General features: G+C 67.9%; 20 protein-coding genes and 1 tRNA gene. 7 read left to right on the forward strand and 14 right to left on the reverse strand.

The genetic code is table 11. From position 1 onward, the window contains the following. Positions 1–84: 84 nt before the first annotated feature. From AC1DK4_RS14960 to AC1DK4_RS14975, 4 genes are all read right to left on the reverse strand, one after another. Positions 85–693: an amino acid ABC transporter permease gene (locus tag AC1DK4_RS14960; protein WP_441612539.1), complete on the reverse strand. Its 609-nt coding sequence runs from the start codon at positions 691–693 to the stop codon at positions 85–87. Positions 694–770: 77 nt separating this feature from the next. After that, the gene (locus tag AC1DK4_RS14965; RefSeq protein WP_441612540.1) at positions 771–1,568 is read right to left on the reverse strand and encodes a transporter substrate-binding domain-containing protein; all 798 of its coding nucleotides are present in this window, start codon (positions 1,566–1,568) and stop codon (positions 771–773) included. 268 nt (positions 1,569–1,836) lie between these two features. Continuing rightward, a complete protein-coding gene (locus AC1DK4_RS14970; protein WP_441612541.1) occupies positions 1,837–2,757 on the reverse strand; it encodes a glutamate/aspartate ABC transporter substrate-binding protein in 921 nt (306 codons plus the stop codon). 167 nt (positions 2,758–2,924) lie between these two features. Further along, on the reverse strand, positions 2,925–4,190 hold the full coding sequence (locus AC1DK4_RS14975) for a D-amino acid dehydrogenase (RefSeq protein ID WP_441612542.1): 1,266 nt from the start codon (positions 4,188–4,190) through the stop codon (positions 2,925–2,927). 130 nt (positions 4,191–4,320) lie between these two features. On the opposite strand from AC1DK4_RS14975, the gene AC1DK4_RS14980 reads away from it, so the two are divergent. Further along, positions 4,321–5,274 carry a LysR family transcriptional regulator gene (locus tag AC1DK4_RS14980; RefSeq protein WP_441612728.1) on the forward strand — a complete coding sequence of 318 codons (954 nt, stop codon included), beginning with the start codon at positions 4,321–4,323 and terminating at the stop codon, positions 5,272–5,274. Between the two features lie 91 nt (positions 5,275–5,365). Next, complete coding sequence (gene paeA / locus AC1DK4_RS14985; RefSeq protein ID WP_441612543.1) at positions 5,366–6,679, forward strand: polyamine export protein PaeA; 1,314 nt, start codon at positions 5,366–5,368, stop codon at positions 6,677–6,679. Here paeA and AC1DK4_RS14990 read toward each other — a convergent pair. From AC1DK4_RS14990 to AC1DK4_RS15010, 5 genes are all read right to left on the reverse strand, one after another. Continuing rightward, positions 6,573–7,643 carry a phosphatase PAP2 family protein gene (locus AC1DK4_RS14990; RefSeq protein WP_477131615.1) on the reverse strand — a complete coding sequence of 357 codons (1,071 nt, stop codon included), beginning with the start codon at positions 7,641–7,643 and terminating at the stop codon, positions 6,573–6,575. The genes paeA and AC1DK4_RS14990 overlap by 107 nt on opposite strands. A gap of 17 nt (positions 7,644–7,660) precedes the next feature. Then, positions 7,661–8,524 carry a DUF1653 domain-containing protein gene (locus AC1DK4_RS14995; protein WP_441612545.1) on the reverse strand — a complete coding sequence of 288 codons (864 nt, stop codon included), beginning with the start codon at positions 8,522–8,524 and terminating at the stop codon, positions 7,661–7,663. Between the two features lie 149 nt (positions 8,525–8,673). Beyond that, positions 8,674–8,763, reverse strand: a tRNA-Ser gene (locus tag AC1DK4_RS15000). A gap of 80 nt (positions 8,764–8,843) precedes the next feature. Next, complete coding sequence (gene serS / locus AC1DK4_RS15005) at positions 8,844–10,157, reverse strand: serine--tRNA ligase (RefSeq protein ID WP_441612546.1); 1,314 nt, start codon at positions 10,155–10,157, stop codon at positions 8,844–8,846. 156 nt (positions 10,158–10,313) lie between these two features. Beyond that, positions 10,314–11,669: a replication-associated recombination protein A gene (locus AC1DK4_RS15010; RefSeq protein WP_441612547.1), complete on the reverse strand. Its 1,356-nt coding sequence runs from the start codon at positions 11,667–11,669 to the stop codon at positions 10,314–10,316. Positions 11,670–12,142: 473 nt separating this feature from the next. Here AC1DK4_RS15010 and AC1DK4_RS15015 point away from each other — a divergent pair, with 473 nt between their 5' ends. After that, positions 12,143–12,814: a hypothetical protein gene (locus AC1DK4_RS15015; RefSeq protein ID WP_441612548.1), complete on the forward strand. Its 672-nt coding sequence runs from the start codon at positions 12,143–12,145 to the stop codon at positions 12,812–12,814. 53 nt (positions 12,815–12,867) lie between these two features. On the opposite strand, the gene AC1DK4_RS15020 is transcribed toward AC1DK4_RS15015, so the two are convergent. The 3 genes from AC1DK4_RS15020 to AC1DK4_RS15030 form a co-directional block, all read right to left on the reverse strand. Further along, positions 12,868–13,290 (reverse strand): hypothetical protein, encoded by a 423-nt coding sequence (locus AC1DK4_RS15020; protein ID WP_441612549.1) that lies wholly within the window; start codon positions 13,288–13,290, stop codon positions 12,868–12,870. Between the two features lie 8 nt (positions 13,291–13,298). Beyond that, positions 13,299–13,934: an outer membrane lipoprotein chaperone LolA gene (gene lolA / locus AC1DK4_RS15025; RefSeq protein WP_441612551.1), complete on the reverse strand. Its 636-nt coding sequence runs from the start codon at positions 13,932–13,934 to the stop codon at positions 13,299–13,301. Positions 13,935–14,081: 147 nt separating this feature from the next. After that, positions 14,082–16,409 (reverse strand): DNA translocase FtsK, encoded by a 2,328-nt coding sequence (locus AC1DK4_RS15030; RefSeq protein WP_441612552.1) that lies wholly within the window; start codon positions 16,407–16,409, stop codon positions 14,082–14,084. Between the two features lie 169 nt (positions 16,410–16,578). On the opposite strand from AC1DK4_RS15030, the gene trxB reads away from it, so the two are divergent. The 3 genes from trxB (at position 16,579) to AC1DK4_RS15045 (ending at position 18,978) form a co-directional block, all read left to right on the forward strand. Next, positions 16,579–17,526, forward strand: a complete 948-nt coding sequence (gene trxB / locus AC1DK4_RS15035) for a thioredoxin-disulfide reductase (RefSeq protein WP_441612553.1) — start codon at positions 16,579–16,581, stop codon at positions 17,524–17,526. Positions 17,527–17,648: 122 nt separating this feature from the next. After that, complete coding sequence (locus AC1DK4_RS15040; protein WP_441612554.1) at positions 17,649–18,323, forward strand: Smr/MutS family protein; 675 nt, start codon at positions 17,649–17,651, stop codon at positions 18,321–18,323. Positions 18,324–18,336: 13 nt separating this feature from the next. Continuing rightward, a complete protein-coding gene (locus AC1DK4_RS15045; protein ID WP_441612555.1) occupies positions 18,337–18,978 on the forward strand; it encodes a trimeric intracellular cation channel family protein in 642 nt (213 codons plus the stop codon). Positions 18,979–19,415: 437 nt separating this feature from the next. On the opposite strand, the gene glnK is transcribed toward AC1DK4_RS15045, so the two are convergent. Continuing rightward, entirely contained in the window at positions 19,416–19,754 is a 339-nt protein-coding gene (glnK, locus tag AC1DK4_RS15050) for a P-II family nitrogen regulator (RefSeq protein ID WP_006162803.1), read from the reverse strand. A 192-nt stretch (positions 19,755–19,946) separates the two neighbouring features. Between glnK and AC1DK4_RS15055 the strand changes: the two genes are divergently transcribed. Beyond that, positions 19,947–21,218 carry a GNAT family N-acetyltransferase gene (locus AC1DK4_RS15055; RefSeq protein WP_441612556.1) on the forward strand — a complete coding sequence of 424 codons (1,272 nt, stop codon included), beginning with the start codon at positions 19,947–19,949 and terminating at the stop codon, positions 21,216–21,218. 12 nt (positions 21,219–21,230) lie between these two features. Here AC1DK4_RS15055 and AC1DK4_RS15060 read toward each other — a convergent pair whose 3' ends face one another. After that, a complete protein-coding gene (locus AC1DK4_RS15060) occupies positions 21,231–21,812 on the reverse strand; it encodes a cytochrome b (RefSeq protein WP_441612557.1) in 582 nt (193 codons plus the stop codon). Between the last annotated feature and the right edge of the window lie 25 nt (positions 21,813–21,837).

The raw sequence follows: 21,837 nt of genomic DNA on the forward strand, positions 1-21,837 counted from the left end.
CTTGCCTTCCGTGTTCCGTGGTATCGCCGGCAAAGAAAAAGCCAGCCTTCGGGCTGGCTTTTTCTTTGCCCGGGCAGTCAGCGCCTAGTGCCGCCCCGGCAGCGACAAGCGCCGCTCCAGCACCCGCTGCACCTGCGACAGCGCCGTGCTGAGCACCCAGTAGATGGCCGCCACCGCAAGATAGAGCGGCAGTGGCTGGTAAGTGGCCGCGATCACTTCCTGCGCGGTACGCAGCAACTCGGTCACCGTGATCACCGACACCAGCGAGGTGTCCTTGATCAGGCTGATCAGGCTGTTCGACAAGCTGGGCACGGCCAGCCGCAGGGCCTGCGGGCCCACCACGTAGCGCAGCGTCTGGCCCTGCGTCAGGCCCAGGCTGTAGGCCGCCAGCCACTGGCCGCGCGGGATCCCCTGGATGGCGCCGCGCATGCTCTCGGAAAGATACGCGCCCACGTTCAGGCTGAGCGTGAGCACGCCTGCCGGTGTCGGCTCCAGCGCGATGCCGATGCCGGGCAGCCCGTAGTACACCACGAAGATCTGTACCAGCAGCGGCGTGCCGCGCATCAGGCTGACATAGGTGCGCGCGATCGCGCGCGGCACGGCCCGGTGGCTGATGCCCATCAGCGCCACCACGATGCCGATCACCAGCCCGAAGGCCATCGACGACAGCGCGAACTTGATGGTGAGCAGCATGCCCTACATCAGCACTGGCAGCGAATCGACGACGAGCTGGAGAGCGGACATGAACTAAGGCAGGAGGTGCCGCCCGCTTACTTGACTGGCTTGGTCACGTCGCTGCCGAACCACTTCGCCGACAGCTTGCCGAGCGAGCCGTCCTTGCGCATGTCGTCGAGCGCGCGGTCGATGGCCTGCGCGAACCTGGGATTGTCCTTGCGGAAGGGGATCGCCACCTCGGAACTGCCGCCTTCGACGATGGCGCCGGGCCGCAGCGGCAGGTTGGAGGTCTTGATCAGGTAGCCGATCATCAGGCGGTCGTTGAGCGCCGCGTCCACGCGCTGCGAGGCCAGGTCGCGCAGGTACTCGGGCGCGCCGGGATAGGTCTTGACGTCGATGCCGGCCACCGACTTGGCCAGCTCGTTGTAGTTGCTGCCCAGGCTCACGCCCAGCTTCTTGCCCTTGAGGTCGTCCAGGGACTTGAACTGGCGCTTGTCGTCCTTGCGCTGGATCAGCTGCGCCGCCGAGTAGACGTAGGGCGTGGAAAAGTCCAGCACCTGCTTGCGCGCCGGTGTCACCGCGACCTGGTTGACGATGACATCGAACTTGCCGGCCTGCAGCCCGGCAATGATTCCGCTCCACTCGGTGGTGACGAACTCCGGCTTGACGCCCAGCTTGGTCGCCACGCCCTTCGCCACGTCGACGTCGAAGCCTTCGAGCTGGTTGCTGGTGCCGCGGTAGTTGAAGGGCGGATAGGTGCCCTCGAGCCCGATCCTCAGCACGCCGGCCTGCTTCACGGTGTCGAGCAGGTCGGCGGCCTGGGCGGCGGCGCCGGTCGCCAGCAGCGCGGCGGCGAACAATGCCCGCAGGCAGCCGGTACGAAGTGATCGCATAAAATCTCCAGTCAGAACAGGCAGCGCGCAACCGGAGCCCGCGCCACCCGCGGCGAATACCGTCCGCCCTTGCATGCCGGCCGCGATTGCGGCCCACATAGGAGCGTAGTCCGGCTTGGAGCCTACCGCAACTCCGCGCCGCTCAGCAATAACGATTCGCCCTGCCTGTCCTTGCCTTCGTCCTTGCCTTCGTCCCTGCCTTCATCCCCGCCTTGGTCCGCGCCTTGGTCCGTGCCCTCCGCCCTGCCCTCTTCGCCCGGACGCCCGCTTACTGGAACGCCTTGTCGTTCGGATGGGCGTACAGATCCTTCATGTCGGCGGACAGCGGGTAGTTGAGGTTGATATTGCGCGGCGGAATCGGCGACTGGAACCACTTCTTGTAGAGCTGCTCGGCACGCCCGCTGGTCATCAGCCCGGCGATCACGTCGTCGGCCAGCTTCTTGAAGGAAGGATCGTCCTTGCGGAACATGCAGGCGTAGTTCTCGGTCTGCAGCGGCGTGCCAACCACGGTCCAGTCGCCGGCGCTCTTGGCCTTGGTCAGCTCGCCGTAGAGCAGCGGCTCGTCCATGACGAAGGCCACCGCGCGGCCGCTTTCCAGGATCAGGAAGGACTGGCCATGGTCCTTGGTGCTGATCAGGTTCATGTTCATGGCCTTCTCGCCGTTCATCTTGACCAGCAGGCGCTCGTCGGTGGTGCCCGCGGTGGTCACCACGTTGCGGTCCTTCAGATCGGGGAAGTCCTTCACGCCCGAGTCCTTCCTGGTCAGCATGCGCAGGCCATAGACGAACAGGCTGTTGGAAAACGCCACCTGCTTCTGCCGCTCGATATTGTTGGTGGTGGTGCCACACTCGATATCGATGGTGCCGTTCTGCATCAGCGAGATGCGGTTCTGCGAGGTGATCGGGATCAGCTTGACCTGCAGGCCAGGCATCTGCAGCTGGGCTTTTACCTTGTCGACGATCTGCAGCAGGATCTCGTGCGAATAGCCCATCACGTCCTTGCCGTTCGTATAGGAGAACGGGATCGACGACTCGCGGTAGCCCAGCGAGATCACGCCGGTGTCCTTGATCTTGCGCAGCGTGTCGCCGTCGTCGGCGCTGGCCGCGCCGGCGGCGCCCGCGAGCATGGCGGCCGCCAGCAGGCAGCGGGAAATCCTGTTCAGGCGGGGCAGGCGTGCGTGCAGTTTCATCTCGTTTTTCTCCTTGGGTTGAAGGGACGGCTCGTGTCGTTGCCAGGCCGCTTGCCGGCCTGTGCTGCGGTACTTCTGCGCGATTTGCTGCGCCATGGCCGCGCGGCTATATGACTACGCGGCGCAATGTCTGTGCAACTGTGATCTACCCTCGATGCCCGGCCGGCTCACGCCAGCACCGCGCTGAAATCCCCGGCCTCGACCGCCGGCTTGCGCCCGGCAAGGAGGTCGGCCAGCAGGCCCGCGCTGCCCATCGCCAGCGTGAAGCCCAGCGCGCCGTGGCCAATGTTGAGCCACAGCCCGCGCAGGCGCGACTGCCCCACCAGCGGCAACCCGCTCGGCGTGGCCGGGCGCAGTCCGGTCCATGGCTGCAGCAGCTCCGGCATCGCCGCGTCCCGCGCCATGCCGCCGAACAGCGCGCCGGTCTCGCCGGCCAGCGTGGCAATGCGACTGCGATCGATGACGGTATCCCCGCGCACCAGGTCGGCCATGCCCGCCACGCGCAGCGTATTGCCGATACGGGCATAGACGATCTTGCGCGCGAAGTCCGTGATGCTGATGTGCGGCGCGGTGGCGCCGTCGCGGATCGGCACGGTGATGCTGTAGCCCTTGAGCGGCCACAGCGGCGCACGCAGTCCCAGCGGGCGCAGCAGCGCCACGCTGCCCATGCCGCCGGCCACCACCACCGCGTCGGCCTGCTCGATGCCGTTGCCGGTGCGCACGCCGATGACGCGCTCGCCCTGGCGCTCGATGCCCTGCACATCGGTACCGAAGCGCAGCGACACGCCGGGACGGTCTCGCAGCAACCATGCCAGCGACAGGCAGAAGCGATGGCAATCGGCCACCTCCTCGCTGGGCGTGTAGATGGCGCCGGCGATGTCGCCGCGGATGCCGGCCAGCGCCGGCTCCAGCGCCACCGTGGCATCGCGGTCCAGCGCCTGCTGTTCGCAGCCCAGGCTGGCCTGGTAGTCGAGCAGGCGGCAGGCCGCGTCAAAGCTGGCGGCTTCGCGGTGCACGATCAGCTTGCCGCGCCGCGCGAAGCCGAAGTCCGCCGGCTCGCTGTCGACGAAAGCCTGCATCAGGTCGCGCGAGTAGAAGGCCAGCCGCAGCAGCTTGCGCGTGGTGGCTTCGCTGGTGGCCGCGTTGCAGGCGCGCGCGAAGGCGACCAGCCAGCGCCATTGCGCCGGGTCCAGCGAAGGCCGGAAGCGCATCGGCGAATCGGCGCGCAGCAGCCAGCCCGGCACCTTGCCCAGCACACCCGGCCCGGCCAGCGGCGCCACATAGCTGTAGCTGAGCTGCCCGCCGTTGGCGAAGCTGGTTTCCTCGCCCGGGCCGGCGCACCGTTCGAGCACGCTCACTTCGTGCCCCTCGGCCGCCAGCCGCCAGGCCGTACTCATCCCCACCACCCCCGCGCCCACGATCACAACCTTCATTGCCTGCCTGCTCCGCTGCCGTCCGATCCGATGCGCGCAGCGTAGCCCAGCCCGGCCGGCTTGCCCAATGCGAATACGTGCCAGAATATGTCTTTAGGCTATGGGTGCTCCCAGGTACCCGTCCGTCCCGATGCGCCTGCGCCAGATCGAGGTCTTCCGCGCCGTCATGCTGACCGGCACCGTCAGCGAGGCAGCGCGCCTGCTGCACGTGTCCCAGCCCGTGGTGACGCGCGTGCTGCAGCACGCCGAGGCCACGCTCGGCTTCCGCCTGTTCGAGCGCATCAAGGGCCGGCTGCAGGCCACGCCGGAAGCCAATGCCCTCTACGGCGACGTCGAACGGCTCTACGGCGAGATCGAACGCGTGCGGCGCGTCTCGGAAAGCCTGCGCCACAAAGGTGCCGGCCGGCTGCGGGTGGCCGCCACGCCGAGCCTGGCCAACCCCTTGCTGGTGCCCGCCGTGCGCCGCTTCTGCGCGCGCCACCCGGACACGCAGGTGCAGGTGCTGACCCACCATACCGACGAGATCGTGCAAGGCTTGCTGGCCAACCAGATCGATCTGGGCTTCGCCTTCGCGCCGCCGCGCCACGAGGCCATCGCCAGCGAACCGGTGGCCAGCGGACAGATGCTGCTGGCGGTGCCGCGCGGCGAACCGCTGTCGACCCGCGCGCGGCGCGCCGACGTGCCGATGCAGCGACTGGTGGACCGTCCGTTCATCGCCTACGACGACAACAGCTCGCTCGGCCTGCTGGTGCGCCAGACGCTGGCGCGCAATGCGCTCGAGCCGCGTTCGATGCTGGAAGTCCAGACCTACTCGCTGGCGCTGGCGCTGGTCGATGCCGGCCTCGGCCTGACCTTGCTCGACCAGTACACGGCGCTTGGCGCCAATCCCGGACAGGTCTCGCTGCATGCGGTGAAGCCGGCGCTGGCGTTCGAGATCCAGGCGCTGCGCGCCAGCCACAGGGGCAGTTCCAGCCTGGCCGACGACATGTGCGCGCAGTTCGCCGACGCCGCACGGCAACTCGCGGCGACGCTGCCCGTGCGCCTGGAGGCGCCCGCGGTCAGCTTGGAGCATGTCCCGAAATAGCGCTTGCGCAAGCCGTGAAATTTGACAGCAATATGCGCCGTGCACCATTATCAGAGCGCCTGAGGCGCCCATCTGGTGCTTCCCGAGTCCTATGTTTGCCCTAATCCTGCTTCTGCTCATCCTGGTCAGCGCCTTCTTCTCGACTTCCGAGATCGCGCTGACCGCATCGCGCCGCACCAAGCTGCAGACGCTGTCCGAGCGCGGCGACCGCCGCGCCACCAAGATCATGCTGCTCAAGGAGGAGCCCGGCAATTTCTTCACCATCGTGCAGATCGGCGTCAACAGCGTGGCCATCCTCGCCGGTATCGTCGGCGAGAAGCACGTGTCCGACCTGCTGCACTCGGCGCTGCTGCCCTACTTCGAGGCGCCGGTCGCCGGGCAGATCGCCAACGTCGGTTCCTTCCTGGTGGTCACGCTGCTGTTCATCCAGTTCGCCGACCTGATCCCCAAGCGTATCGCCATGAGCTTCCCCGAGCCCTGCGCGCTGCTGGTGATCGGGCCCATGCTGACCATGATCAAGATCTTCAAGCCGCTGGTCTGGGTGTTCAACGCCACGGCCGACGCCACCCTGCGCATGTTCGGCCTGCCCACCAAGCAGATCGACCAGATCACATCGGAAGACATCGCCGCCATGGTGGACGCCGGCGCGGAAGCCGGCGTGCTGCACAAGCACGAGATCCACCTGATCGAAAACGTGTTCGAACTGGACGCCAAGAACGTCACCGCGGTGATGACGCCGCGCGACGATGTGGTCTACATCGGCCTGGACGAGCCCGCCGACAGCCTGCGCCGCAAGCTAGTCAACCATCCGCATGCGCAGTACCCGGTGTGCGGGCACAACCTCGACGACGTGCTGGGCTACATCGATTCGAAGGACATCCTGCAGATGTTCCTGGCCGACGATTCCACCGGCGTGATCGGCAACATCGGCAATATCGGCAAGCACCACGACAAGAACGTGCTGGTGATCCCCGACACGCTGACCCTCACCGAGGCGCTCACGCGCTTTCGCGAGATGCACCAGAGCTTCGCGGTGGTGATGAACGAGTACGGGCTGGTGGTGGGCATCGTCACGCTGGACGATATCGTCGGCGCGCTGATGGGCAACATCATCTACTCGAGCGAAGACGAACAGATCGTGCGGCGCGACGACGGCTCGTGGCTGGTGGACGGCGTGACGCCGCTGGTGGACCTGAAGAAGGCGCTGGAGCTCGACGAGCTGCCCGGCGAGGACTATGTCGACACCGCCGCCGGGCTGGTAATCTACTCGCTCAAGCGCATCCCGAAGAAGTCGGAATTCATCGAGGTGGCGGGCTATCGCTTTGAAGTGCTGGACATCGACCATCACAAGATCGACCAGCTCCTGGTTTCGAAGCTGCCGCCGGCGGCGCCGTTCCAGCCGTGAGCGCGCGGCGGTAGCGCTCCACCGTCCCGGCGAGCTGGAACACCAGGATCCACGTCCCCACCACCAGCACCGCGGCCGCGGCGGCCGCGCCCAGGCGCAGCGGCGCCAGGCGCTCCGGCGCGTGCAGCGTCAGGTATGCGCAACCCAGCAGCACGATCCAGGCAAGACCCAGCGCGCAGCCGGCCAGCACGTCCGACAGCCAGTGCATGCCCAGGTACAGCCRCGACAGGCAGATCAGCGTCACCGCGACCGCCGTCAGCGCCACCACCGGCATGCGTATGCGCCACGGCTGGCGCAGGCACAGCAGGAAGGCCAGGAAGCCGTAGGTCACCATGCTGCTGGTGGCGTGGCCGCTGGGAAACGAAMACGACTCCAGGCCGCCGTAGATGCTGGCCGGGCGGCTGCGCTCCAGCACCAGCTTGAGCACCATCACGCAGGCGCGCGCGCCCACCAGCGCGCCCACCCAGTAAGCGGCGGCCACCCAGGCCCGACGCCACGCCAGCCATGCGAACACCGTCACCCCCACCGCCACGGAAACGCGCGCGCCGCCGAGCTCGGTGATGGCCACCATGGCCGTATCGAGCCAGTCCTGCTGCCACGCGCGCAACTGCGCGAACACGGCGTGGTCGAGCCGCACCAGCGGCGCGCCGTGCGCGATCGACGTGCCCAGCCACAGCAGCGCGGCGCCGCAGGCCAGCAGCAGCACGCCGGCCAGGACCAGCAGGAGCAGCTCGGCGATATCGCGCTCCAGCAGGCGCGCCACGCGCGGCCATGCGTGCGCGGATCGCGCGCGCAGCGCTTCGCGCCCGCGCAGGCGAGCGCCGTCGAGCCGGCGCACCAGCGGCCGGATCGCCAGCAGCAGGCCGCGCACCACGCACAGCGCCAGCAGCGCGAACACGGCCAGCAGGCCTACCACGCCCAGCGCGGTGCCCGGTGTCAGCCAGGGAGCAGGAGCGGCGACCATGGCAGCCTCCACCGGATTCAGCCCGCCGCGGCCATGCGCGCGATATTGGCGCGCGCGGGCGCCTCGCAATCGGCAAAGGCCGGGGTGAGGAAGAGGCGGTCGCGCCGGGCCATCGCCTGCAGGAAGGCAATGCGTCGCTGCAGGAACGCCGCATGCAAGGGCTCGCCGGACAAGCCGGAACGATTGGCCAGCAAGGCGCGGTTCTCCTCGAACACGGCGTCGGTATAGCCATCGAATTGCGGCTGCAGCGCGGCCAGGCGATGGAGGTCCAGGTCCAGCACGACCCCCGATTCCGGTACCGAGGCATGATGCCCGCAGGTATCCATCACGATGCGCGCGGCCAGCGCCATCGCCTGCGCCTCCACGCCGCTGGCCATGGTCTCGATCAGCGCCGCCGAGGCGGCCTCGTTGTGCTCGCATCCCGGCACATAGACCGCGTCATGGAACAGCACCGCCAGCGCCTGCGCAGGCGAGAGCGCGATACCGCGCGCCTGCGCCACCTCGAACATCTCGAGCACATGCCGGCGGTCGTGATAGCGACGATACGGGGCGTCGTAGCAGGCCAGCACCTGCAGCACCGCCGCGCGCGGCAGGAAATCCAGGCAGGCCAGCGCCACCGGCCAGTCCGGCGCGAAGCGCGGCTGCGTGCCTTGCGGCGTCGCCACGGCTTCGGTGAAGACGTCCAGCGGCCGCACCCACAATTCGGTGCGGTCGCGCATCGACTCGTACACCACCACGCGCGAGAGGTCCGATTCGATACGACCGAGCCCCGCGATGGCATAGGCGCCGCCCTTGTAATGGCGGTATGGCATGCCCGGCAGGAAGTCGTCGGGCGTGCCGGCGTGGGCGGGACTGGAAGATGGGGAAGCAGGCTGGGTCATGGAGAGGAGAGGCGGTCCGGTTCGGTGCAACGACATGATAGGGCATCGTTCGCGCGGCATCGCGCCCTGGCCTTCGCCGGAATGCCGGGCGCTGCCCCAAAGCAAAAACCCCACGATCCGGTGAGGAATCGTGGGGTTTTGCTTACTGCTGGCGGAGAGGGTGGGATTCGAACCCACGGTACCGTCGCCGGTACGCCTGATTTCGAGTCAGGTACATTCGACCACTCTGCCACCTCTCCGGTAACTTGGTCGCGTGTCGCGAAGAACAAGATTATAGGGTGAAGTCCATCACGACCGCAAGCCCTTTGCGCGAGAAAATTTACGCTTCGGGTTCGAGGCGCGTCAGGCCGCCCAGATACGGCTGCAGCGCGGCCGGCACCGTCAGCGAGCCATCGGCGTTCTGGTAGTTCTCCAGGATCGCCACCAGCGTGCGGCCCACGGCCAGGCCGGAGCCGTTGAGCGTGTGCAGCAGTTCCGGCTTGCCCTGCCCCGCGCGGAAGCGGGCCTGCATGCGGCGCGCCTGGAAGTCGCCCATGTTCGAGCAGGAGCTGATCTCGCGATAGGTGTTCTGCGCGGGGATCCACACCTCCAGGTCGTAGGTCTTGGTGCTGCCGAAGCCCATGTCGCCGGTGCACAGCACGATGGTGCGGTACGGCAGGTCGAGCTTCTTGAGGATGGCCTCGGCGTGGCCGGTGAGCTGCTCGAGCGCATCGAACGATTGCTCGGGCGTCACCACCTGCACAAGTTCCACCTTGTCGAACTGGTGCTGGCGGATCATGCCGCGCGTGTCGCGGCCGTAGGAGCCGGCTTCCGAGCGGAAGCAAGGCGTGTGGGCGACGAAGCGCAGCGGCAGATCGTCGCCGGCCACGATGGCGTCGCGCACGATATTGGTCAGCGGCACCTCGGCGGTGGGGATCAGGTAGAAGTTCTCGGTGCGCTCGCCACCTTCGCTGCTCTCGCCGCCAACCTTGCGCGGCACCTTGAACAGGTCTTCCTCGAACTTGGGCAACTGGCCGGTGCCGCGCATGGAGGCGGCATTGACGATGTACGGCACGTACATCTCGGTATAGCCGTGCTCGAGCGTGTGCGTGTCCAGCATCAGCTGCACCAGCGCACGGTGCATGCGCGCGACGCCGCCGCGCAGCATGGCGAAGCGCGAGCCGGTGACCTTGGTCGCGGTCTCGAAATCGAGCCCGAGGCGTTCGCCCACGTCGACATGGTCCTTCACCGCGAAATCGAAGCTGCGCGGCGTGCCGACACGGCGCACTTCCACGTTCTCGCTTTCGTCGCGGCCCACCGGCACGCTTTCGTGCGGCAGGTTGGGAATGGCCAGCATGAGCTCGGACAACTGGGCCTGGATCTCCTCCAGGCGCGCGGCCGAGGCCTTGAGCGCGTCGCCGATGCCGCCGACTTCCGCCATCACGGCCGAGGCGTCCTCGCCCTTGCCCTTGAGCATGCCGATCTGCTTGGACAGGCTGTTGCGGCGCGCCTGCAGTTCCTCGGTCTGGGTCTGCAGTTGCTTGCGCTCGGCTTCGAGTGCCTGGAAGGCCGCTACGTCGAGTTGGAAACCGCGTGCGGCAAGGCGTTGCGCCACGGCGTCGATGTCTTTGCGGAACAGCTGGATGTCTAGCATGTTGCTTGTGTGGAGGGTGCTGGGCCAGCGACATGCCGGCGGACCCGCCATTTTACTGCACCGGCCGGGCGGCACGCCGATCCGGCCGGCGCGGAACAGGCCGGCCGCACGGCCGCTGTTCCGCGGGACAGCCGGCCCGGTGCCGGCGCCGACGCCTTACTGCGCCCCGCCGTCGCCGTCCTTGCCCTTGCCTTTGCCCTGCTGGCGCAGCCACTGCGCGTCCAGATCGCGCAGATGCCGCAGCTTGTCGGCGATCTTGCCCTCCAGCCCGCGCGGGGTGGGCTGGTACCAGCCCTGGCGCTTGAGGTCGTCCGGGAAATAATGTTCGCCGGCGGCGTAGGCCTCCGGCTCGTCATGCGCATAGCGGTAGGCGTGGCCGTGGCCGAGTTCCTTCATCAGCTTGGTCGGCGCGTTGCGCAGGTGCACCGGCACGCCGCGCGACTTGTCCTTGGCGACGAAGGCGCGCGCCGCGTTGTAGGCGTTGTAGCCCGCATTGGACTTCGGCGCCACCGCCAGGTACACCAGGGCCTGGGCCAGCGCGAGCTCCCCTTCGGGCGAACCCAGGCGCTCGTAGGTCTCGGCCGCGTCGAGCGTGATGCGGGCGGCACGCGGATCGGCCAGGCCGATGTCTTCCCATGCCATGCGCACGATGCGGCGGGCGAGATAACGCGGGTCCGCGCCGCCGTCGAGCATGCGGCAGAACCAGTAGAGCGTGGCATCCGGATCGGAGCCGCGCACCGACTTGTGCAGCGCGCTGATCTGGTCGTAGAAGGCATCGCCGCCCTTGTCGAAGCGGCGCAGGTTTTCCGACAGGGCGCTGCCGAGCAGCGCAGTGTCGACGATGACGGCGCCGGCATTGCGCGCGGCGCGCGCCACGATCTCGATATTGTTGAGCAGCTTGCGGCCGTCGCCGTCGGCAGAAGCCACGGTCAGCGCCAGTGCCTCGTCCTCCCATTGCAGGCCACCCAGTTCCTCGCTGGCGCGCCGGGCCAGTTGCGTCAGCTCCGCATCGTCGAGGCTCTTGAGCACGTAGACGGCGGCGCGCGACAGCAAGGCGCCATTGACCTCGAACGAGGGGTTCTCGGTGGTGGCGCCGATAAAGGTGAACAGCCCGCTTTCCACGTGCGGCAGGAAGGCATCCTGCTGGCTCTTGTTGAAGCGGTGCACTTCGTCGACGAACACCAGCGTGCGGCGGCCGTGGGCACGGTATTGCTCGGCCCGCTCCACCGCCTCGCGGATATCCTTGACGCCGGACAGCACCGCCGACAGCGCGATGAACTCGGCGTCGAAGGCGGTGGCCATGAGCCGCGCCAGCGTGGTCTTGCCCACGCCGGGCGGACCCCACAGGATCATGGAATGCGGCTCGCCGGAGGCAAAGGCCACGCGCAGCGGCTTGCCGGCGCCCAGCAGGTGCTGCTGGCCGATGACCTCGTCGATATTGCGCGGGCGCAGGCGCTCGGCCAGCGGTTGCTGGGAACGGTCGGGAGCTTCGGAGAACAGCGTGTCCGCCACGGTAATCAGGCCTCATGGTCAGGGCGGGCGCGCACGGCGGGCCGCGGCGCCCCGGAACCCGACAGTGTAGACCATCGCGGCAGGCGGCCCGGGCGACCCCCCCTGGCGCAGCTCTCCGGGACGCCCTGGAACGCCCCACCTTGGCGCGCGCTCGTTGCGCACGAAGGCCTCCAGCACGCCGGCGCGCTCGCTGCCGACGCGCGTGCGCCAGGCGCTCACGGCGCCCGCCCGACAAGGGCATGGCATAGCCGATCGCCGTGAAGTTCGGCAGGTAGTCCCATGGCCGGGCGCTAAAGTCGGGGACCGCCGTGCCGATATTCCTTTAGCCCGAGGCCTCCCCTCTCGCACGCGCCGTTTTGCGCGTCAACCGGTCCCCGCCGCCACCGGCCCGCTTCGCGCCGCACCATGACCGTGCCGGGCGCAATCCTGCCCGGCGCGCGTTCCGCAGCGTTTTCTGGTCTCCAGGGAGTGTTATGCAGCTTCGTTACCGCATGCTCGTGTTCAAGCTGAGCCGGATGTCCGCGCATGAGCGGATCAGCGCAGTGGACGAGATCGCCCTCGCCGGCCAGATCGCCGAGCAGATCGAAAAGCCCGGCATGGTGGAACGCCTGGTGGCGGACCTGTTCGAGCACGGCAACGGCCACGTCAGGCGCATCGCGCTGAACGCGGTACGGCGTGCCCACGGCTACCGCCAGGCAGACCTGCGCCAGGCGCTGCTGCGCAAGTTGCGCGACCCCGAGCCGTGGCTGCGCCACGACGCGGCCTGGATACTGCACGAAGCGAAACTCGACAGCCCCGAGATCCGCGCCATGCTGCGCCAGCTGGCCGGCCCGGTGCAGCTGCCGTACGACCTGACGCGCGCGCGCGCCAATCCGGCCGACGCGCTGCTCCAGGCGCAGGTGCGCGCACGGCAGGCGCTCGACGAACTGCTGGCCAAGCACACGGCAGGCGGCGTGATTGCCAAACTGCCCTATGCCGACGGCACCGTTGGCCATATGCATGTGCGGCGGCGCGAGCAACTGAAGCTGATGTTCGAGCGCCACAAGGAACGCGGCGCCAAGCTGCGCTTCCGACCCGTGGAAGATGGCAAGGCAGCCGCGCCCGGCAGCACGAAGCCCAGGCCGAAGCCCGCGCCCAAGCCATGAAAAATGGCGGCTCGCGCCGCCATCTTCTGCCGCCGTGAGCCGCCCGCCCTGCCTCAGCCGCCGGCGCGCGCCGCCAGGGCTTTCATCGCATCGGCCGGCAACGGGCCATGGCAGGTCCGCTCGCCGCTGGCCTTGCTCACCACCAGCCACACCTTGTCCGGCGCGCCGGCCGGATGCAGCAGCCAGGCCGGACCGCGCCCGCTGCCGGTCGCCGGCAAGCCTTCCAGCACGCCGCTGCTGACCGATTGCAGCAGCACGGCGCAATCGTTGGCCGGCGCCTGCGTGGCGGAGAGGAAATCGGGGTTGGAGAGCACTTCGGGCAAGGCCGTGTCGGAGGCCCGCAGGAACGCATCGACATCGAAATGCTTGCTGGCGCCGCCAGGACCGGCGCAGGCCGCGAGCAGCATGGCCGCTGCCGCGCCGACGCTGGCGCCCGCGCGGCGCAGGGCCGGCCGGAAAGAAAGAACGGTATGCATGCGTCGCCTCATTGCTTCATCACATCGGCACCCTTGGGCACCGTGAACCGGAACGTATCGGCGGGCAGCGAGGGATTCTTCTGCATCGCGCTGAAGGTCAGCAGCGTGGTGTTGCCGAACGCGTCGCGCAGCTCCATCGCTTCCAGGTTGCCGCTCTTGAAGCCGATGCCGATGCGCTCGAACTGCGTGTCCTTGGCCTTCGGCGTCAGTTCGATCCACTCCACGCCGTCGCGCGCCGGACCGTTCTTCACCACGAAGTTCTTCTCCAGGTCATTGCTGCCGAACAGGATCGCCGCCGGGCTCGAGCCCAGCGCCCCGTCGAGCTTGCGCTCGGTGACCTGGTTCAGGTCCTTGTCGTAGATGTAGAGCGTCTGGCCATCGGCCTGCAGTAGCTGGTCGTAGGGCTTGATATAGCGCCACGTGAACTTGCCCGGGCGCGCGAAGGCGAAGGTGCCGCTGGAGGTGCCGGTGACCTTGAGGCTGTCGCCCTGCCCCTTGACCTGGCGCTGGGTGAATTCGCCGCGCGCGCTCTTGACGCTGGCGACGAAGCTCTGGAGCTGGTCGACGCCGGCCGCCATGGCCGCCGGCACTGCCAGCGACATGACCAAGGCGGCGCATGCCGACACGAGAAAGCGGTTTCGCATGTATTTGTCCTTGCTTGGTGGAGGTGCCGCCGCGCCGGGGCGACGGCGCCGCATGAACGGTTAGAGCGGCAGGCGCGGCGCGGATTCCGCAACCGGGTGCATCTTGCGTAACTGCATGTTACCCAAGTGCATATTACCCGCGCCGCCTCAGTCGTCTTCGCGCGCGGCCCCCGGCTGGGCCAGGATGTCCCGGTTGCCGTTGCCCGACATGGCCGAGACCAGCCCGGACTTCTCCATGTCCTCGAGCAGGCGGGCGGCGCGGTTGTAGCCGATGCGCAGGTGGCGCTGGACCAGCGAGATCGAGGCCCGGCGGTTCTTCAGCACCACTTCGACGGCCTGGTCGTAGAGCGGATCGGCTTCGCCGCCGCCACCGCCGATACCGGCGCCGCCACCCATGCTGTCGCCGCCGGCATCACCCTCGGCCAGCCCGCCTTCGAGGATGCCCTCGATATAGTTGGCTTCGCCGCCCTCCTTGAGCTTATCCACCACGCGGTGCACTTCTTCGTCGGAGACAAAGGCGCCGTGCACGCGGATCGGCAGCCCGGTGCCGGGCGCGAGGTACAGCATGTCACCCATGCCGAGCAGCGCCTCCGCGCCCTGCTGGTCGAGGATGGTGCGCGAATCGATCTTGCTGCTGACCTGGAAGGCGATGCGGGTCGGCACGTTGGCCTTGATCAGCCCGGTGATGACGTCCACGGACGGGCGCTGCGTGGCCAGCACCAGGTGGATGCCGGCGGCGCGCGCCTTCTGCGCGATGCGCGCGATCAGCTCTTCCACCTTCTTGCCCACCACCATCATCAGGTCGGCCAGCTCGTCGATGACGATGACGATGACCGGCAGCTTGTCGAGCGGCTCGGGCGCGTCCGGGGTCAGGCTGAACGGGTTGGGGATCTTCTCCTCGCGCGCGGCGGCTTCGTCGATCTTCTTGTTGTAGCCGGCCAGGTTGCGCACGCCGAGCTTGCTCATCAGCTTGTAGCGCCGCTCCATCTCGCCGACCGACCAGTTCAGCGCGTTGCCGGCCTGGCGCATGTCGGTGACCACCGGGCACAGCAAGTGCGGGATGCCCTCGTAGACGCTCATTTCAAGCATCTTGGGGTCGATCAGGATCAGCCGCACCGACTCGGCCTTGGCCTTGTACAGCAGCGACAGGATCATGGCGTTGATGCCGACCGACTTGCCCGAGCCCGTGGTGCCGGCCACCATGCAGTGCGGCATCTTGGCCAGGTCGGCCACCATCGGCTTGCCGGCGATGTCCTTGCCGAGCGCCATGGTCAGCATCGACGCGCTTTCGTTGTAGACCTGCGAGCCGAGGATCTCGGACAGCCGCACGGTCTGGCGCTTGGGATTGGGCAGCTCCAGCCCCATGTAGTTCTTGCCGGGAATGGTCTCGACCACGCGGATCGACACCAGCGACAGCGAACGCGCCAGGTCGCGCGCCAGGTTGACCACCTGGCTGCCCTTGACGCCGGTGGCCGGCTCGATCTCGTAGCGGGTGATGACCGGGCCCGGATAGGCCGCCACCACCTTGACCTCGACGCCGAAGTCCTTGAGCTTCTTCTCGATCAGGCGCGAGGTGAATTCGAGCGTTTCGGCGCTCACGGTTTCCTGGTGCGCCGGGATCGGGTCGAGCAGCGCCAGCGGCGGCAGGTCGGAGTCCTGGATATCGGCGAACAGCGGCTGCTGCTTTTCGCGCTCCACGCGCTCGTGCTTGGGCACGGCCTGCGGGCGCACGATCTGCACCGGCACCGCCTCCTCGATCTTGACCCGCTGCACTTCCACGGTCTCGGTGCGCTCGACCTTGGCGGCCTCGCCGATGATGCGGTCCTGCTTGCTTTCGCGGCGCGCCTTGAAACCGAGGAAGAGGTTCTCGACGAAGCCGCCGATATGCTCGGCCACCGACAGCCACGAGAAATGGAAGAACAGCGACAGGCCGATGGCCAGCGTCATCAGCAGCAGCAGCGTGGCGCCGGTGAAGCCCAGCGCCATCTGCATCCAGCCGCCCAGCAGGTCGCCCAGCACGCCGCCCGGGGCGCGCGGCAGCGCCGAGCGCAGCGGATACATGCGGATGGCCTCCAGCCCCATGCTGGCGGTCAGCGCCAGGCCGAAGCCGATCCAGCTCACCACCAGGCCCTGGCGCGCCTCGCTGGTGCGCTCGGGCAGCTCGGCGGTCAGGGCGCGCCAGCCGCGCCAGCAGCGCCGCACCAGCAGCACCGCCCACCAGTAGGCGGAAAAGCCGAAGACGAAGAACAGCACGTCGGCCAGCCAGGCGCCCACGCGGCCGCCCAGGTTGTGGATATCGGCTACCTGGTTGGCGTGCGACCAGCCGGGATCGGCCTTGCTGTAGCTGGCCAGGATGCAGACGAAGGCCAGTGTGACAGCCAGCAGCAGGAACCAGCGCACCTCGCCCAGCAGCTTGCCGATGCGCGAAGGCAGCGCGGATGGGTCGGTACGGGTGGTGGTGGTAGCTCGGGCCATGCCTGGTCTGGGTTGCCGTCTAAGGGTTGTCGTGGCGGCCATTTTAACCTTGGCCGGGGCTATCGCTCTCATTGGAATTTGCAACAGTGAGCAAACGCCGGTCCACTTATAATGCTGGTTTCGATTCATGCTGGTGCGCAGCAAGGTGCACCGGCCACAGGAAAGCATCATGGCCAAACACGCAAAAGTGCTGATTCTCGGTTCCGGCCCCGCCGGCTATACCGCCGCCGTCTACGCGGCCCGCGCCAACCTGCAGCCCGTGCTGATCACCGGCCTGGCCCAGGGCGGCCAGCTGATGACCACTACCGACGTGGAAAACTGGCCCGCCGACGCCAACGGCGTGCAAGGCCCGGAACTGATGCAGCGCTTCCTGGAGCATGCCGAGCGCTTCAACACCGAAATCATCTTCGATCACATCCACACGGCCAAGCTGACGGAGCGCCCGATCCGCCTGGTCGGCGATGCCGGCGAATACACTTGCGACTCGCTGATCATCGCCACCGGCGCCTCGGCCCAGTACCTTGGCCTGCCCTCCGAAGAGAGCTTCATGGGCCGCGGCGTGTCGGCCTGCGCCACCTGCGATGGTTTCTTCTACAAGAACCAGGAAGTCGCCGTGGTCGGCGGCGGCAACACCGCCGTGGAAGAAGCCCTCTACCTGTCGCATATCGCCAGCAAGGTCACCCTTCTGCACCGCCGCGACAAGTTCCGTGCCGAGCCGATCCTGGTCGACCGCCTGCGCCAGCGCGAGAAGGAAGGCCGTATCGAAATCCGCTACAACACCGTGCTGGACGAGGTGGTGGGCGATGATTCCGGCGTGACCGGCCTCAAGGTGCGCAGCACGCAGACCGACAAGGTGGAAGAGCTCAAGCTGGCGGGCGTGTTCATTGCCATCGGCCACAAGCCCAATACGGACCTGTTCGAAGGGCAGCTCGACATGCACAACGGCTACATCGTGACCAAGACCGGCCTGGCCGGCGATGCCACCGCCACCAGCATCCCGGGCGTGTTCGCCGCGGGCGACGTGCAGGATCACGTCTACCGCCAGGCCATCACCAGCGCCGGCACCGGCTGCATGGCGGCGCTCGACGCGCAGCGCTACGTGGAAGCGCTGCAGTAAGCTGCGCGCCGGCAGGCGCACCAGCAAGGGGGCGCCGGCGGCTTGCCGGCGCCCTTTTTCCGTTTACCCCGCCTCCCCTATAATCACCCCGAGACCAGCCCGAGCCTTCCGGAGAAGCCCCCATGCCGCATGGCGCCAAGAAACCCGCCAGCCAGCCCAAGCGTTTCGACCTGACCAACCTGTCCGGCCTGCGCGATTCCCTCAAGGCCGACACCGAGCGACGCGAAGCCGAGCGCCGCGAAGCCGAGGCAGCGGCGCAGCGCGCCCGCGAGGAGGCCGATGTGTTCCGCAGCAGCGTGGGCAACGTCAACACGCTGCGCGACCGCAACCGCGTCACGCCCGCGCCGAAGCATCCCGCGCCCGTGCCGGTGCAGACCCAGCTCGACGACAAGGCCGTGCTGGCCGCGTCGCTTTCCGACGAATTCGACGTCGAAAACCTGCTCGATACCGACGAGACGCTGTCGTTCCGCCGCCCCGGCATCGGCATCGACGTGGTAAAGAAGCTGCGCCGCGGAGAATGGGTGCCGCAGGACAAGATCGACCTGCACGGCCTGCGCAGCGACGAGGCGCGCGAGGCGCTGGCCGAGTTCGTGCGGCGCTCGGTCAAGCGTGGCGTGCGCTGCGTGCGCGTGATCCACGGCAAGGGCAACGGCTCGCCGGACAAGACCCCCGTGCTCAAGGGCAAGGTGCGCAGCTGGCTGGTGCAGAAGGAAGAAGTGCTGGCATTCGTGCAGGCGCGCGGCGCCGAAGGCGGTGCCGGCGCGCTGATGGTGCTGCTGCGCCAGCCGCACGCCTGATCGCGCGCGCACGATGCACCTGCCGCTCGATCTCCTGATGGGGCGGTTGCCCCTCATCCTGCATGTGATGGAAGTCACGGGCGTGCTGGCCTTCGCCATCTCCGGCGTGGTCGATGCGCGCAAGCAGCGCTTCGATGCCGTGGGCACCTTCGTGGTGGCGTTCGCCACGGCCTTCGGCGGCGGCACGGTGCGCGACGTGCTGCTCGACCGGCGGCCCTTCTACTGGGTCGACCACGAAGGCTACGTGATCCTGATCTTCCTGCTCTCGCTGAGCGCCTCGCTGGTGCTGCGGGTGGTCAGCCGCGTGGCCTCCGAGCGCACCATGATCACGGCCGACGCGATCGGCCTGGGGCTGTTCTCGGTCACCGGCACCTCGCTGGCGCTGGTGGCGCAGATGACCCCGACCGTCGCGGTCATGATGGGCATCATCTCTTCGGTGTTCGGCGGCGTGGTGCGCGACGTGCTGTGCAACGAGGTGCCGATGATCCTGCGCGACCGCTCGCCCTACGCCACCTGCGCCTTCGTGGGCTGCTGGGTCTATATCGGCCTGACCTGGCTGCGGGCCGACCAGGAAGTGGCGCTGCTGGCGGGCGCGATCACCATCACGGCGACGCGCCTGCTGTCGGTGCGCTTCGGCTGGAAGCTGCCGAGCTAAGGGGCGTCAACTTCGAACCGTGCCGGCCCGATGCGCCTGCGCCCCGCGGCCGGACTTAAACTGCTGACACCAGTGCACCGTCCACCACGCCCACCACGAAACCATGAGGGCGCTATGTCGTAGCGGCCAGCGCCGGTAACGGCAGATGCCCGAACAGGCAGTGCGCCCGCCATCATAGGCCTGACCCCGAAACCAACGACATCCGCAGATCAGTGGCCGCCCGCACCGGTACCGGCGGAACAAAGCAGAACCAAAGGCCCCACCCCGAAACCAGAAACACCAGAAACCCCAACGTTTCTGCCCCTGCCGGCAAGGCAGTCCGCTTTCTTGGCCTACTTTCTTTTCGGACAAAAGAAAGTAGGTCGCGCCGGGGGCGCGAAAGCCTTTGACTTTGAAGCACACACGCCAAAGACACCCTCGAGCTCAACCCCGTGAACTCAGACCGCGGCTTCGTCCTGCTCGCCGGTGCGGATGCGGATGACACGCTCGATCTCGGTCACGAAGATCTTGCCGTCGCCGATCTTGCCGGTGTGGGCGGCCTTGACGATGGCGTCCAGCACGGTGTCGAGCTGGTTCTCGGCCACCACCACCTCGATCTTGATCTTGGGCAGGAAGTCGACCACGTACTCGGCGCCACGGTACAGCTCCGTATGCCCCTTCTGGCGGCCAAAGCCTTTCACCTCGGTAACCGTCAGCCCGGTGACGCCCACGTCTGCCAGCGCCTCGCGCACTTCGTCCAGCTTGAACGGTTTGATGATGGCGGTAATCTGCTTCATGTTGGCCCCTTGTCTTGTCGTTGGTTAGTGAGAGATTCTAGCCCGGCGGCCGGGACGGGGGTGTTGGCTGGCGCACCACGGCGCTCCGGCCAACTCGCCCGGCCTTGCCGGCCACCCGCATGCCGCGCTGCACCACCCGCCCGTTTCCGGTAGACTCGGCCGGCAGGCAAAATGGTGAGTGAATCTAGCGCAATGCAGTCGGAATCTTGCAAGCCCGGCCCGGACCATCCCGCCGGCGGCGCCACGGGGGCGGCTTCGGCACAAGACGGACAGGAACCCAGGCGGACGGGGGATTATCGCACGCAGATCGTTTCCGATCTGGCGGAGATCCCGGCGGCCGAATGGGACCGCCTGGTATCCGCCCAGCCCGGCGCCACGCCGTTCCTGCGCCACGCCTTCCTGCATGCCCTGCACGCCAGCGGCAGCGCCTGCGACGAAACCGGCTGGAGCCCGCGCTACCTGACCCTGTGGGCGGCGCATGACGATGGTGGCAGCCAGGACGGCGAACGCCTCGCCGCCGCCATGCCGCTATACGCCAAGTCGCACTCTTATGGGGAATATGTGTTCGACTGGGCCTGGGCCGACGCCTACGCCCAGCACCGCCTGCCCTACTATCCCAAGCTGCTGTGCGCGATCCCGTTCACCCCGGTGCAGGGCGCGCGCCTGCTGGCGCGCGACGAAGGCGAGCGCCGCCTGCTGCTCCGGACGGCGCTGGCGCTGGCCGAGCAGAGCCAGCTGTCTTCGCTGCATGTGCTGTTCCCGGACGAGGACGAGGCCGCGCTGATGGACGGCGCCGGCATGCTGATGCGCCATGGCGTGCAGTTCCACTGGACCAACCCCGGCTACGAGAGCTTCGAGGCCTTCCTGGCCACGCTGTCGCAGAAGAAGCGCAAGAACATCCGCGCCGAGCGGCGCCGCGTGGCAGAGGCCGGCATCAGCCTGCACCAGCTGCGCGGCCACGAAATCGACGAACAGGCCTGGCGCTTCTTCCATCGCTGCTATCGCCAGACCTACCGCGAACACCATTCCACGCCCTACCTGAACCTGGACTTCTTCCTGCGCATCGGCGCGGCAATGCCGGAGAACCTGCTTCTGGTGATAGCCGAGCGCGAAGACAAGCCGATCGCCGCCTCGCTGGTGGTCTACGATGCCGACCCGGCCCGCAGCGCGCTGTTCGGGCGCTACTGGGGCGCGCTCGAACACCATCCCTGCCTGCATTTCGAAACCGCCTACTACCAGCCGCTGGAATTCTGCATCGCCGAAGGCATCCGCACCTTCGAGGGCGGCGCCCAGGGGGAGCACAAGATGGCGCGGGGCTTCCTGCCGGTGGCGACGCGCTCGGCCCACTGGCTGGCGCATCCGTCCTTTGCCGATGCGGTCGAGCGCTTCCTGGAGCGCGAGCGCCAGGGCATCGACGCCTATCTCGACGAACTCAACGACCGTACGCCGTTCGCCCGCGGCTGAGGCCGACGGGCGCTAGCGGGCCAGGCCTGCGCGCCTGCGCCACATACGCCGCAGCGTGTCGTCGCCGAGCATGTAATGGTGGAACAGCGCCGCCAGCGCATGCAGCCCGATCACGGTGTAGAAGGCGGTGCCGAGGGTCTCGTGGATCTCCTTGAACGTGCCCTTGAGGGCCGGATCCGGCGCGATCAGCGCAGGCACTTCCAGGCCCAGCGCCGGCAGCGCCAGCACGTGGCCGGCGGCATTGACCGTCAGCAGGCCTAGCAGCGGCTGCGCGAAGATAAACAGGTAGAGCACCAGGTGCATGGCGGCGCCCGCCAGCCGCATCCAGCGCGGGCCGGGTTCGGGTGCCGGCGCGCCGCGCAGCAGGCGCCACAGCAGGCGGGGAACAGCCAGCGCCAGCACCAGCACGCCGGCCCATTCGTGCGCTGCCATGGCCGCGAAGCGGGCGGCGCTGCCGCGTGCCGTGAAGCCCTTCAGCTCGATCGCAGCATAGGCGACGGCAATCAGCAGGAAGACAGCCCAGTGGAAGAACAGGGCAGGAGCGGCATAGCGCCGTGCCGCGGGCAACGCCGAGGTGGGGGAGATCGCGTTCATGGGACAAGGCTCCGTCTGGTATATG

The sequence above is a fragment of the Cupriavidus sp. 05N38 genome, assembly GCF_056397345.1.